The organism is Pseudorhodoplanes sinuspersici (assembly GCF_002119765.1).
GTDB lineage: Bacteria > Pseudomonadota > Alphaproteobacteria > Rhizobiales > Xanthobacteraceae > Pseudorhodoplanes > Pseudorhodoplanes sinuspersici.
Window position 1 is genome coordinate 2,992,724 of sequence record NZ_CP021112.1, and the last position, 11,539, is coordinate 3,004,262.

15 protein-coding genes are annotated in these 11,539 nt (G+C 60.4%); 7 read left to right on the top strand and 8 right to left on the bottom strand.

Features of this window, described 5'->3' with window-relative positions:
* Positions 1-67: 67 nt before the first annotated feature.
* The 3 genes from CAK95_RS14450 to CAK95_RS29235 all read right to left on the bottom strand — a co-directional run bounded on the left by CAK95_RS14450 (position 68) and on the right by CAK95_RS29235 (position 1,805).
* Positions 68-463 carry a hypothetical protein gene (locus CAK95_RS14450; RefSeq protein WP_086088538.1) on the bottom strand — a complete coding sequence of 132 codons (396 nt, stop codon included), beginning with the start codon at positions 461-463 and terminating at the stop codon, positions 68-70.
* 148 nt (positions 464-611) lie between these two features.
* Positions 612-1,139: a hypothetical protein gene (locus tag CAK95_RS14455; protein WP_086088539.1), complete on the bottom strand. Its 528-nt coding sequence runs from the start codon at positions 1,137-1,139 to the stop codon at positions 612-614.
* A 303-nt stretch (positions 1,140-1,442) separates the two neighbouring features.
* Complete coding sequence (locus CAK95_RS29235) at positions 1,443-1,805, bottom strand: hypothetical protein (RefSeq protein ID WP_147413733.1); 363 nt, start codon at positions 1,803-1,805, stop codon at positions 1,443-1,445.
* A 234-nt stretch (positions 1,806-2,039) separates the two neighbouring features.
* Between CAK95_RS29235 and CAK95_RS14465 the strand changes: the two genes are divergently transcribed.
* Together CAK95_RS14465 and CAK95_RS14470 are read left to right on the top strand one after the other, a co-directional pair.
* Positions 2,040-2,357, top strand: a complete 318-nt coding sequence (locus CAK95_RS14465; RefSeq protein ID WP_245303404.1) for a hypothetical protein — start codon at positions 2,040-2,042, stop codon at positions 2,355-2,357.
* Between the two features lie 397 nt (positions 2,358-2,754).
* Entirely contained in the window at positions 2,755-3,063 is a 309-nt protein-coding gene (locus CAK95_RS14470; RefSeq protein WP_086088541.1) for a hypothetical protein, read from the top strand.
* Positions 3,064-3,211: 148 nt separating this feature from the next.
* On the opposite strand, the gene CAK95_RS14475 is transcribed toward CAK95_RS14470, so the two are convergent.
* Positions 3,212-3,433, bottom strand: coding sequence for a hypothetical protein (locus CAK95_RS14475; protein ID WP_086088542.1), 222 nt, complete (start codon positions 3,431-3,433; stop codon positions 3,212-3,214).
* Between the two features lie 43 nt (positions 3,434-3,476).
* Positions 3,477-3,665 carry a hypothetical protein gene (locus tag CAK95_RS14480; protein ID WP_147413732.1) on the bottom strand — a complete coding sequence of 63 codons (189 nt, stop codon included), beginning with the start codon at positions 3,663-3,665 and terminating at the stop codon, positions 3,477-3,479.
* Positions 3,666-4,183: 518 nt separating this feature from the next.
* On the opposite strand from CAK95_RS14480, the gene CAK95_RS14485 reads away from it, so the two are divergent.
* The 5 genes from CAK95_RS14485 (at position 4,184) to CAK95_RS14510 (ending at position 10,250) form a co-directional block, all read left to right on the top strand.
* Positions 4,184-5,665: a UDP-N-acetylmuramoyl-L-alanyl-D-glutamate--2,6-diaminopimelate ligase gene (locus tag CAK95_RS14485; protein ID WP_086088544.1), complete on the top strand. Its 1,482-nt coding sequence runs from the start codon at positions 4,184-4,186 to the stop codon at positions 5,663-5,665.
* Positions 5,665-7,110 carry a UDP-N-acetylmuramoylalanyl-D-glutamyl-2,6-diaminopimelate--D-alanyl-D-alanine ligase gene (locus CAK95_RS14490; protein WP_086088545.1) on the top strand — a complete coding sequence of 482 codons (1,446 nt, stop codon included), beginning with the start codon at positions 5,665-5,667 and terminating at the stop codon, positions 7,108-7,110. Before CAK95_RS14485 ends, CAK95_RS14490 begins: the two co-directional genes overlap by 1 nt.
* A gap of 8 nt (positions 7,111-7,118) precedes the next feature.
* Entirely contained in the window at positions 7,119-8,207 is a 1,089-nt protein-coding gene (gene mraY, locus CAK95_RS14495; protein ID WP_086088546.1) for a phospho-N-acetylmuramoyl-pentapeptide-transferase, read from the top strand.
* 181 nt (positions 8,208-8,388) lie between these two features.
* Positions 8,389-9,759, top strand: coding sequence for a UDP-N-acetylmuramoyl-L-alanine--D-glutamate ligase (murD, locus tag CAK95_RS14505; protein ID WP_086088548.1), 1,371 nt, complete (start codon positions 8,389-8,391; stop codon positions 9,757-9,759).
* Positions 9,760-9,815: 56 nt separating this feature from the next.
* Positions 9,816-10,250, top strand: coding sequence for a GFA family protein (locus CAK95_RS14510; RefSeq protein ID WP_086088549.1), 435 nt, complete (start codon positions 9,816-9,818; stop codon positions 10,248-10,250).
* A gap of 33 nt (positions 10,251-10,283) precedes the next feature.
* On the opposite strand, the gene CAK95_RS14515 is transcribed toward CAK95_RS14510, so the two are convergent.
* The 3 genes from CAK95_RS14515 to CAK95_RS14525 all read right to left on the bottom strand — a co-directional run bounded on the left by CAK95_RS14515 (position 10,284) and on the right by CAK95_RS14525 (position 11,494).
* On the bottom strand, positions 10,284-10,496 hold the full coding sequence (locus CAK95_RS14515) for a hypothetical protein (RefSeq protein ID WP_086088550.1): 213 nt from the start codon (positions 10,494-10,496) through the stop codon (positions 10,284-10,286).
* 147 nt (positions 10,497-10,643) lie between these two features.
* The gene (locus CAK95_RS14520) at positions 10,644-10,892 is read right to left on the bottom strand and encodes a ParB N-terminal domain-containing protein (RefSeq protein ID WP_086088551.1); all 249 of its coding nucleotides are present in this window, start codon (positions 10,890-10,892) and stop codon (positions 10,644-10,646) included.
* 119 nt (positions 10,893-11,011) lie between these two features.
* A complete protein-coding gene (locus CAK95_RS14525) occupies positions 11,012-11,494 on the bottom strand; it encodes a DUF29 domain-containing protein (RefSeq protein ID WP_086088552.1) in 483 nt (160 codons plus the stop codon).
* Positions 11,495-11,539 lie beyond the last annotated feature (45 nt).

Here is an 11,539-nt window from a genome sequence, read left to right on the forward strand (position 1 = left end):
TCTGTTCTTTGGACTGTTTTCAGAGTGGCCGATTGCGAGCGTATGCCCGCAATCGGTGATGATAAAATCAGTTGGAGTCGGGGCGCGGCGGCATCGGGAGAGTATTGCCCGGCTTCAATTGCGACAGCGTGTCGCCGATGACTTTCATCGTTGCGACGGCCGATTGGCTAAGGCCGGCATACCCGGTGATCTCGCGGCGAACGCGCTCGCCTTCGTTGTGTAGAAGCGTGCGAATGCCCTGTAATTCCGAAATCAAGCGATCAATCTCACTGACCGTTGCGCCGGAAACGCGCTCGATCAGCGAATTCAGATTTTCGGTGTTGCCTTCGCCGCCCGTTTCCGTACCGGAATCGGTTCCATGCCTGCGCATGGTGACGTCACGGCGGATGAATTCACGAATTTCCCCTTCGAACTCGTTCGAAGCATTCCGATCAACATCGCCAAGACGCTTGATGGCTGTCATACTCTTTACTCCCTTCCAATGCGCGCAGAGGTACGGCCCCTTTGCGCTCCCCAAGAAAAGCGAATTTCCATAGCGGCATGTGAAAGCGGCCTCACAAGATCGTGATCGGGGCCGTTCCACGGTTCAATTATGGCGAATTTGGCCATGATTACCGTTGCGACTGTTTACGGTTGAGCATCACCTGCCAGCCTGTCTTGCCGTCGCAGTCGCGTGTCTGCCGCCAATAGACGAGGGACGGTGAGGGCTGTTTGCCTTCTATCTGCCAGCGTCCTTCGGCGCGGCAGATCCGGCGGGTCAACCGTCCGACCGTGCCGGAAATTTCATTCTTGGCCGATGCGAACGTGACATTGCCCAACCCTGAAATGCGTCGGCCTTCAGGACGGTGAAACATCAAGAGCCGTGCATTTTTTCCGTCGCGTTCGGTCGCGAAAACCAGACGATCCTGCTGACCGCTGCTTGTCGTGCAGGCCCGACTGAACACGAAGCCGCCGGCTAAACTGCGACGTGTCACCGGGCCCGACGGCGACTTGCATTGCATACGCGAGGTTACGACCGACGGCACATCTTTTTCGGCAATCGTTTCCGCGTCATCTTTGATGACAGACTGCGCCGTTGCTGTCGCGACGGCTGCAAGCATCGCGACAATTGCGATCGCAGGCTTGATTGCACGTCTCATGACTTCACTCCGTGTGGCGGCAGATGCGTTGCAACACTTCATGCAACGATATTCATCTCAACCTAAATATATGTTTATAAACGTGAATTTTGCGTAACCCGTGGAAATGCCGCATTAGATCGTTACGCATTCTCCAGCGGACATGAACCGCGAAAAGGGAGAATACAATGAGGATGATCGCAATCGCATTCGCTGCTGCATGCACGCTTGGCCTCGCCGCACCGGCAATGGCTGCACAGAATGCGACGCCGATTTCACCGGCAATGTCTGTGCAAACGGAGGCGGTCAAGGCTGCCGATGAATTCAGTTCGGGACGCCGGCATTGGGACGGCCGTCGTCATTGGCGTGGCGACCGCCACTGGCATGGACGCCGTTGGCACGGGCGCCGTTGGCATGGGCACCGCTGGCATGGGCACCGCTGGCATGGATACCGCTGGCATGGGCACCGGTATTGGGGTCCTCGCCGTTGCTGGCATGTATGGCGTCATGGCCATCGGGTCCGTGTCTGCCGCTGATGGCCGGTGTGCTGCTGAACCTGGAAAGCCCCGGCTTATGACCGGGGCTTTTTCCATCCGAGATCTGTGAATCCTGGGGAGCGGCTGGAAAATTGCACTGCTGCGCTGGAACAAAAGCGGAAATCGCTTGAACCTTAAAATAATATTCCATGGGCGGCGAAATTTTGTTGCGCCGCAGTATGGGCGGTTAATTCTGCACACAAGCCTTGCATCGCCAAATGCGAATCAGGCTGGCAAAAACCCTCAGGAAGGCCCATCTAAAGGCCACTTGGCCGCGTTCAGACGGCCCCATTTGTAATGCCGCTCGGGCGTGCGGCTTTTCATTGTTTCGCCAGCGTCTGTTTATTCGGTCGCTGCGACACCAAGAAGCGACAGGAGAAGACACATGGCGAACGAGCCTCAATCCATCAATCGTGCCCGCTGGCAGGCGCAGCTCCGCGATCTGTCCGGTTTCGATTACAAGGCGCCGGCCGAGCTTTATCCCAGCCGCAGCCGCCGGGTGCGTGGACCGTTCACCTACAAGCGTTTCAACACTGCGGCTGAAGCTTTGCGCTTTGCCCTGGAGCAGATGCCGGAGGGCGCGCTGCTTGGCGCGACACTGGAGGTGAATGAATCGCGTTTCACTGAAGCCGAAATGCGCGCACTTTACGAAAGCCCGGCGTTTCCGTTGAAGCGTGTCGCGAAGAAGCAGAGCGCGGCTTAAATCTGCAAGATTGGTTTTTGCAAACTGGGTTTGCGCGGGACATTCTACGACCAAGGCCGGGGGGAGACCCCCGGCCTTCTTTTTTTGAGAACAGCGTCACGCCCGCACCGCGGGCGGACAAACCAGCTTCAATGCCGGTCGGCTTTACTTCTTGCCGCCCTGGCTCTGCTGAGCCTTGTAAGCTGAAACCTGTTTGACCTTGTTGCCATCAGCCTTCGGCTTTTTGGCTTCCTTGTTCGATTTCATTTGTCCCTTGGCCATCGTCTCGCTCCTGTGACGGGTCGCTCTGTTGCGCCCGAAAAAAACATCAAAAAATTAACACTGCTGATGAACATGCGGAAGGCGGATAGCCACCGTCCGCGCTAATTGCTAGATTGTGGCAATTCGGAGATTCACCATGGCCTTTCCAACGCCGTTTGCGCTTCTAATTCCTCTCGCCTTCGCCGCAGCCGATGGCGTGCCGGCCTTCAACGTCGAGCCGACCTGCAAGGGCGGTTTGGATAGCCCCGGCCTGAACGAGCGCTACAGTCGCTGCCTCGTAGAGGAAAAGGAGGCCCGCGGCAAACTTGAAGCCGGCTGGTCGAAATATCCGGCTGCCGACCGGACGCAATGCTCCGACACCGCGCGCATGGGTACGCCAAGCTACGTCGAATTGCTCACCTGCCTCGAAATGGCACGTGACGCGGCGAAGATGAAGCTGAAATAGGTCTCGTTGCGCGGCGATGGGCCGGGGGGCGTTCACTCGGCCTTCGATCACGATGATTTTGGGTCGAATCGATCCAAATCATAAACGTGATCGGTTCTAATAGGTTAGAGCATGATGTCGTCCGAAAACCGCTTCGCACTTTTCGGCATCATGCTTTAGGCACCAGCGACGGTCCATGAAAGACCGGCTGCAGATCGTCATCGATGTAGCGATAGGCACGCACCGCCTTGCTGTGGCAGCGGCTGCAGATCAGTTTTTTTGTGACGACGACAAGAGACTCGTCGGGCCTGAAGCCGAGCGTTTCAAGTTCGGCTTCCGGCATCGACACGCAATGCCCGCAGTTCAGACAATCGATGGCGATTGCACGCATCTGTCACACGCATACTCAACATGCTGCTCAACGCTCGCAGCCGTCAGGCATCTGCCTTTTCTTCTTTCCGGCGATGCTCCAGCCACGTGTCGAGTTCGTTGGCGATCCAGTCGTTGGCTTCGCTTTCGGTGCGAAAACCAATGATATCCTCGATCTGGCCCTGCGGCCATTTTGCCGCAACCCACCAGCGGTCGCTGGTATCATGACGGATCTGCATGACGGGTCCGGTCATGGCTTTCAATCCCTTGTCCGTGTTCTTGTCCTTGAACGCCTCTTGGCCCCGGTAACGCGGGCGCCCGCAAGTCTGTTCCAAAACCCTAAAGTGCTGGCAGAGCCGGCTTCGCGCCTTCGCGCCGCCCGCTTCGGAGGCCGGACGAAATCATCCTCTAACTTATTAGAATCGATCACGTTTTTATTTCGGATCGATTCGACCGAAAATTCATGTGATTGGGAGGCGCTGTCCGGGTGGAACCTGGTCGTCCAAGCGCAAAACCGATCACCTGCCGTGTCATGCTTTTGAAGGCGCGGCCGCAAAACAAAAAACGCGTTGGTCCCGGCATAACGAAATTGTCATTACAGTGCGACGCCAAGACGCGAACGTATGTCGGTGGTGACCGGACCTTCGACGAACAGCCTGTCAATGAGCATCTCGCGCTCCGGTGTGGAGGAAAAGGCGACTGTCTCGCCACGCTGAGCTTTTCTTATCGACGCCCCCTTGCCGGATTGGCTGGGTCGTGAAAGATCGCAGTGATGAAGCTTTCCCAGATTCTAGACGGGCTCGCGGAGCCAAACGCAATAGCAGCAAATATTGATATCGGCGGTGTGACCGCCGACAGCCGTGCCGTGAAACCAGGCGATCTGTTCGTCGCGATTTCCGGCAACAAGACCGATGGCATGCGCTTCGCTGCCGATGCCGCCACGGCGGGCGCTGTCGCCATTTTGGCCGAAGGACGACAGGACCAAAGCGCATCACGTATTCCGGTGATCGGCGTGGAGAATGTGCGACGGGCCTTGTCACTCGCTGCAGCCAGACTGCACCCGCGTCAGCCAGAAGTGATCGTCGCGATCACTGGCACCAGCGGCAAGACATCCGTCGCCGCTTTCACCCGTCAGATCTGGGATTCCGAAGGGCACGCGGCTGCGAGCATCGGCACCATCGGCGTCGTGTCACCGAAGGGTGAGACCTATGGCTCACTGACCACGCCGGACCCGGTCGCACTGCACCGCACGCTGGACGAACTCGCCGGTGAAGGCGTGACTCATCTGGCGCTGGAAGCGTCGTCGCACGGGCTCGATCAGCATCGGCTCGATGGCGTGCGTGTTGCGGCGGGGGCCTTTACCAATCTCAGCCGCGATCACCTCGACTATCACCCCGATCTTCAATCCTATCTGCGCGCGAAGCTGCGTCTGTTTCAGGATCTCGTGCAGCCGGGTGGCAGCGCGGTGATTTCCGCGGATCACGAACAGGCGCGCGACGTTATTGCAGCAGCATCGGCGCGCGGCTTGCGCGTTTTCACGGTCGGCCGTGATGGCGATGATATTCGTCTCATCAAGAGTGCGATCGACGGCTACGCGCAGAGCGTGACGCTGCAATACAACGGCAAGCGTTACACACTGCATTTGCCGTTGGTTGGCGAATTCCAGATCGAGAATGCGCTGGTCGCGGCCGGACTTGCTATCGTCACCGGAACGCCGGCGGAAAAAGCATTCGAGGCGATGGAAGATCTCGAAGGGGCCAAGGGGCGGCTGGAATTTGCCGGGCGTTCCGGCGATGCGCCGGTCTTCATCGATTACGCGCACAAGCCCGATGCCTTGTCGAAAACACTAGAGGCGCTTCGGCCTTATGTGAGAAAGCGGCTTGTCGTTGTCTTCGGTGCCGGCGGGAATCGGGATCCCGGCAAACGCGCGATGATGGGCGCGATCGCTGCGGAGAAGGCTGACAAGGTGATCGTCACTGACGATAATCCGCGCAATGAGGATGCGGGCACCATTCGCGCCGCGATCATGGCGGCGGCGCCCGGCGCGATCGAAATCGGCGATCGCGGCGAGGCGATCCGTCAGGCCATTGCGACGCTGGAAAGCGGCGATGTTCTGGTGGTGGCCGGCAAAGGGCACGAAGCCGGCCAGATTGTCGGTGACCGTGTGCTGCCGTTCAGCGATCATGAGGCGGTGGCTGCGGCATTGGGAGACAAGTCCTTGACGACGACCAAGTCCTTGGCAAGCGGGATGTGATGAGCGCGCCGGCACTTTGGTCCATCCGTGCGATGGTGGCGGCCATGCATGCGCATGGCGAGGAGCCGTTGCCCGATTCGGTCGGCGGCATTTCCATCGACAGCCGCACGCTGACGCCGGGCGATGCCTTCTTTGCCATCGCCGGTGACAATCGCGACGGCCATGCGTTTGTCGAAAGTGCGCTGAAAGCAGGCGCCGGTGTGGCTGTTGTTGCTGCCAGCAAGCGCGACACGCTTCCGAACAATGCACCATTGATCGTTGTCGAGGATGTCCTTGAAGGGCTTCGCGATCTGGCGCGCGCGGCCCGGGCGCGTCTGAACGGCAAGGTGATTGCCGTGACCGGGTCGGTCGGCAAGACGTCGACGAAAGAAGCGTTGCGCCTCGTGCTCGACCGCGAGGGCAAGACCCATGCATCGGCTGCGTCTTACAATAACCACTGGGGCGTGCCGCTGTCGCTGGCGCGCTGTCCCGGTGATGCGCGCTTTGCCATATTTGAACTCGGCATGAATCATGCTGGTGAGATCGCGCCGCTGTCGCAACTCGTGCGCCCCGATATTGCGATCATCACCACAGTCGCCCCGGTACATCTGGAATATTTCAAATCGGTTGATGACATTGCCGATGCCAAGGCGGAGATTTTCGAAGGCCTGATGCCTGGCGGCACGGTGATCCTCAATTGCGACATTCCACAATTCAAGCGCATGGCCGATCGCGCGCAAGAGGCACGGGTGGGCCGGGTTGTTTCGTTCGGCGAGAGCGAAGGCGCCGATGCCCGGCTGATCAAATGCATGCTGCAGCCGGACAGCACGACGGTGCAGGCCCACATCCTCGGGGAGGAAGTCACCTACAAGCTCGGTGCTCCGGGCAAGCATCTCGCCATGAATTCGCTGGCCGTGCTGGCTGCCGCAAAGATCGCCGGGGCCGATCTCGCCTTGTCGGCGCTGGCATTGGCCGGGCTGCAGCCGGCCAGCGGCCGCGGTACACGCTCGACGCTGGAACTTCCAGGCGGCTCTGCGCTGCTGATCGATGAAAGCTACAACGCCAACCCGGTCTCCATGCGGGCGGCCATCGCGCTGCTCGGCCAGGCCCAGCCTGGTGCTTTGGGCCGCAGGATTGCGGTGCTCGGGGACATGCTGGAACTGGGCGATCAGTCCGCCGCGCTGCATCGCGATCTGGCTGGACCGCTCGTGGAACATGGGATCGATCTGGTATTCTGTTCCGGTCCGGAGATGCGGAATCTGTATGATGCGCTTCCCTCGAACCGCCGGGGCGGCTATGCCAGCCAATCCAGCGCCCTCGAACCGCAAGTGTTGGAGGCGGTTTCGGATGGCGACGCCATTATGATCAAGGGCTCGTTCGGCTCGAAAATGGCTCCGATCGTGAAGGCGCTGCAGCGCAAATATGCGCCGCGGGCCGCGACGAACGGAGCCGCAATGCAAGGTTGATTGCAGCAATGCTTTATTGGCTTGCCGATTTTGCTGACAAATTCCAATTCCTGAACGTCTTCCGCTACATCACCTTCCGCACGGGCGGCGCATTGATGACGGCGGCGGTGTTCATGTTCATCGCCGGTTCGCCGATCATCGACTGGTTGCGCGCGGCGCAGGGCAAAGGCCAGCCGATCCGCGCCGACGGCCCGCAATCGCATCTGAAGAGCAAGATCGGCACGCCGACCATGGGCGGCCTGATGATCATCTTCGCCGTCACGGTATCGACGATCCTGTGGGCCAATCCGTACAACCCTTATGTGTGGATCGTGCTCGGGGTCACACTCGCCTTCGGCATCATCGGCTTCTACGACGACTATCTGAAGGTGACGAAGCAGCAGGCTTACACGAGCTTTTCCGGCAAGCTGCGGATCACCGCCGAAGCAATCGTTGCGATCCTCGCCTGTCTTGCGATCTCGCAGCTCGGCCGGCCGGCCTTCGCGACGTCGCTGACCTTTCCGTTCTTCAAGGATCTGATCGTCGATCTCGGTTGGTTCTTCGTTGTGTTCGGTGCCTTCATCATCGTTGGCGCCGGCAATGCGGTGAATCTCACCGACGGTCTCGACGGTCTTGCTATCGTGCCAGTGATGATCGCGGCGCTCAGCTTCGGGCTGATCGCCTATCTCGCCGGTAACGCGCTGTTCGCCGATTATCTGCAGATCCATTATGTCGCCGGCACTGGCGAACTGGCGGTGCTGTGTGGCGCGGTGATGGGGGCCGGCTTGGGCTTTCTCTGGTTCAACGCGCCGCCGGCTTCGATCTTCATGGGCGATACCGGCTCGCTCGCGCTCGGCGGCCTGATCGGCTCGATCGCGGTGGCGACCAAGCACGAGATCGCGCTCGCGATCATCGGCGGCCTGTTCGTGCTCGAAGCGGTGTCGGTGATCGTGCAGGTGATCTCGTTCCGCCTCACCGGCAAGCGCATCTTCCGCATGGCGCCGATCCACCATCATTATGAGCAGAAGGGCTGGACCGAGCCGCAGATCGTGATCCGCTTCTGGATCATCTCGATCGTGCTGGCGCTGATCGGCCTGTCGACGCTGAAGCTGCGATGATGATTGTCGCGACGATCGCGCGGCACACTCTCTCTGCTCCCTCCCCCCTTGAGGGGGCGGGTTGGGGAGGGGGATACATTGCTTCGCGTTCTCTTTATCCATTCACCCCCCTCCCGACCGCCTCCGCTGACGCTTTGGCGGTCGACCTCCTCCGCAAGGGGGGAGGTGAAGAGAGAGCGAAATGATCCCCGTCACCACTTTTGCCGGTAAGACCGTCGCCGTGTTCGGTCTCGGCGGCTCGGGCCTTGCGACCTGCCATGCGCTGATCGCGGGCGGGGCGAACGTCATCGCCTTCGACGATGACGCGAGGAAGGTGGCCGAGGCGAAGGCGGCGAATGTCGGCACGGCCGACCTTCGCAGCATCGACTGGTCGAAAATCGCCGCACTGATCCTGACGCCCGGCGTGCCGCTGACGCATCCTGAGCCGCACTGGTCGGCGAAACTGGCGACCGCAGCCAACGTCGAGATCATCGGCGATGTCGAACTGTTCTGCCGCGAGCGGCGGGTGCATGCGCCGGACGCGCCGTTCGTCGCCATCACCGGCACCAACGGCAAGTCCACCACCACGGCGCTGATTGCGCATATCCTGCGCGAAGCCGGGCGCGACGTGCAGATGGGCGGCAATATCGGCGTGCCGGTGCTGCAACTCGAACCGCCTACCAACGCGCGCCATTACGTCATCGAATGTTCGTCCTATCAGATCGATCTGGCGCCCTCGATCGATCCGACCGTCGGCATCATGCTCAATGTCACGCCCGACCATATCGACCGGCACGGCACCATCGAGAATTACGCGGCGGTGAAGAGCCGCATTCTCGGCCGCGCGAAAACCCGCATCGTCGGCGTCGACGACGAGTTCGGCCGCGGCATGATGAAGGGCCTCGCGGCGATGCAGAAATTCGTCGTGCCGATCTCGATCAAACAGATCGTGCCGCATGGCTATGTCGGCGGCGAAAAGAACATCTACCGCACCGGCGCCAGCGAAGCCGAGGACATCGCCGATCTCACCGGCATTGGCTCCTTGCGCGGCAGCCACAACATGCAAAATGCGGTTGCGGCCTTCGCCGCCTGCTCGGCGCTCGGCGTTGACGACAAGACGATCCAGGCGGCGCTCCGTACCTTTCCCGGTCTCGCGCATCGCATGGAGGAGATCGGAAAGAAAGGTGCGGTGCTGTTCATCAACGATTCCAAGGCCACCAATGCCGACTCGGCGGCGAAGGCCTTGGCCTCGTTCGAGAACATTTACTGGATCGCCGGCGGCAAGCAGAAGGAAGGCGGCATCGAAAGCCTGACCGAATTCTTTCCGCGCATCGCCAAGGCCTATCTGATCGGCGAAGCGGCGCCTGATTTTGCCGCGACGTTGAACGGGCATGTGCCTTATGACATGTCCGGCACGCTCGATGCGGCGGTAGCGCAGGCCGCGCGCGACGCCGCCTCTGGCGGCAAGGGCGCGGTGGTGCTGCTCTCGCCCGCCTGCGCCTCGTTCGACCAGTTTCGCAATTTCGAAATCCGCGGCGAGCATTTCCGCACGCTGGTGCAGGGGCTGCTGTAGTTCTTTTTCTTCACCGTGCCGTCGCTGATTTTTCGCGAAGCAAAGAAGAGATACGCATGACGCAAGCATCACCCAAACTCCGCCTCGCGCGCTGCGGCTGCGGTGCGCTGACGGCGGAAACGCATGGCGAGCCGGTGCATGTGTATGTGTGCTCGTGCCGCGTTTGCCAGATCAAGAGCGGCTCGGTCTTCACCTATGCGGCGTTGTTCTCGGGCGACGATGTGGTGGTGCGCGGCGCGCACAAGGCCTGGCGGCATATCGGCGACAGCGGCCGCTGGGTCGAGAACCATTTCTGTCCCGAATGCGGGATCACGGTGTTCTTCTATTCCGAAGGCTTTGCGGGCGCGATCGGCGTTCCGGTCGGCGGGTTTGCCGAAGACAAAGAGGCCGCGACGGACGCTGCGCTCACGCCACAACGAATGTATTGGGCCTCCCGCAAGCGCGGCTGGGTGCAGACGCCGGAGGGCGCGGAGGTGCTGGAGGGGCAGTAGAGCGTTCGAGCGAAGTGGTTCAGGCGAGAAACCTTACCCCTGCGTGATGTGCTTGGGCTCGGTCAGCTTGACGGCAATGATCCAGGCGATCGGCAGCAGCACGACCAGTGTGCCGAAGAACACCAGCAGGCTCAGCATATCATGAATGTACGGAAGACTGTCGGCGATCAGCCCGGCGAATACCGCCGCTCCGATGGATACCAGCGCCAACACCAGAAATGTCCCAAGCAACGTCAAGCCCTGCATGTCAGCCTCCCGGAATCGATTCCGGCATAACGCCGATGCGGGCTGATGTGTTTCACCCCTGCGACAAAGTGTACGGGGTGCGATTGGCGGCTGGTAACGCGTGCAGGCAGCTCAACGCTTGCGGGCCAATCCATGCTTGCGCGTGGATCAATGCTTTCGTGAACTGACGCGATAGCCGTCGATGGTGGTCTCGCCCAGCTTTTTGGCGGCTTCCAGCCGGTGCAGACCCTCAACCAGCACAAAGCGCGCGCCGTCCTCCCGCACGAGGATCGGCATCTTCAGCCCATTGGCGAGGATATCGTCAGCCAGCGCGTCGACGCGTGCGGGCTCCAGCGTCGCGCGCCGCTTCACCGGCACGTAGATGTTCGCAATCTCGAAGGGCTCGCGTTTCAACATGAGGCGGGAGGGTAGCAGGTTTTAGGGGGGAAGGGATGGAGTTTTGAGATGCTGCGCTAAGCGAGAGGAACCAGGATGGGCTCTTCTCAAGAGGCATCGCTGCAATGACCATCCGAAGATCAACGGTCGAAGGTGCGGTTCATCGCTTCGTCAAAAGCATATGGGCAGGTCTGCGGAAACTTGGCGACGTCGAATTCAGTCTCTTTCGCAGCAGCCAATCGCGCGCGGCGATAGGCACGGGCGAGAGCTTCATCAATTCTTGGCTTGAGGCCGGGATTGTCGTCGAGCACATCCTGTACCGCAAGGCGCTGATCCCTGATCGATAACTCCCAGCTTCGCGAGCGCCGCTCGGGTTGATGATCCCATTTCAGCATGTGCAGCAGGAGGACGCGCAGCGCGCTCTCCAGCTTGTTGAATTGCTCCCGCCCCAAGCTCTCGATCTCCTCGGCGAGATTGTCGCGATCGATCGCCGACCAGCGTTCCTCGCGCACAAAACGCGCCTGCTCCATCAGCCAGGAATAGAAATCATGCTCGTACTTCGCGCGCACGGGATCAGTGGGCGGGACGAGGCCGATGTCGTTGTCCTTGTCGCGTGCAGCCATGAGCAGAGCTCCTGGGTTCTATACTACGTCATTCCGCGGTGTGAG

Bases quoted from the DNA above. Each gene is read 5' to 3' on its own strand.
- CAK95_RS14450 (WP_086088538.1), bottom strand. From the start codon at position 463: ATGACAGCCATCAAGCGTCTTGGCGATGTTGATCGGAATGCTTCGAAC.
- CAK95_RS14455 (WP_086088539.1), bottom strand. From the start codon at position 1,139: ATGAGACGTGCAATCAAGCCTGCGATCGCAATTGTCGCGATGCTTGCA.
- CAK95_RS29235 (WP_147413733.1), bottom strand. From the start codon at position 1,805: ATGGAATATTATTTTAAGGTTCAAGCGATTTCCGCTTTTGTTCCAGCG.
- CAK95_RS14465 (WP_245303404.1), top strand. From the start codon at position 2,040: ATGGCGAACGAGCCTCAATCCATCAATCGTGCCCGCTGGCAGGCGCAG.
- CAK95_RS14470 (WP_086088541.1), top strand. From the start codon at position 2,755: ATGGCCTTTCCAACGCCGTTTGCGCTTCTAATTCCTCTCGCCTTCGCC.
- CAK95_RS14475 (WP_086088542.1), bottom strand. From the start codon at position 3,433: ATGCGTGCAATCGCCATCGATTGTCTGAACTGCGGGCATTGCGTGTCG.
- CAK95_RS14480 (WP_147413732.1), bottom strand. From the start codon at position 3,665: ATGACCGGACCCGTCATGCAGATCCGTCATGATACCAGCGACCGCTGG.
- CAK95_RS14485 (WP_086088544.1), top strand. From the start codon at position 4,184: ATGAAGCTTTCCCAGATTCTAGACGGGCTCGCGGAGCCAAACGCAATA.
- CAK95_RS14490 (WP_086088545.1), top strand. From the start codon at position 5,665: ATGAGCGCGCCGGCACTTTGGTCCATCCGTGCGATGGTGGCGGCCATG.
- mraY (WP_086088546.1), top strand. From the start codon at position 7,119: ATGCTTTATTGGCTTGCCGATTTTGCTGACAAATTCCAATTCCTGAAC.
- murD (WP_086088548.1), top strand. From the start codon at position 8,389: ATGATCCCCGTCACCACTTTTGCCGGTAAGACCGTCGCCGTGTTCGGT.
- CAK95_RS14510 (WP_086088549.1), top strand. From the start codon at position 9,816: ATGACGCAAGCATCACCCAAACTCCGCCTCGCGCGCTGCGGCTGCGGT.
- CAK95_RS14515 (WP_086088550.1), bottom strand. From the start codon at position 10,496: ATGCAGGGCTTGACGTTGCTTGGGACATTTCTGGTGTTGGCGCTGGTA.
- CAK95_RS14520 (WP_086088551.1), bottom strand. From the start codon at position 10,892: ATGTTGAAACGCGAGCCCTTCGAGATTGCGAACATCTACGTGCCGGTG.
- CAK95_RS14525 (WP_086088552.1), bottom strand. From the start codon at position 11,494: ATGGCTGCACGCGACAAGGACAACGACATCGGCCTCGTCCCGCCCACT.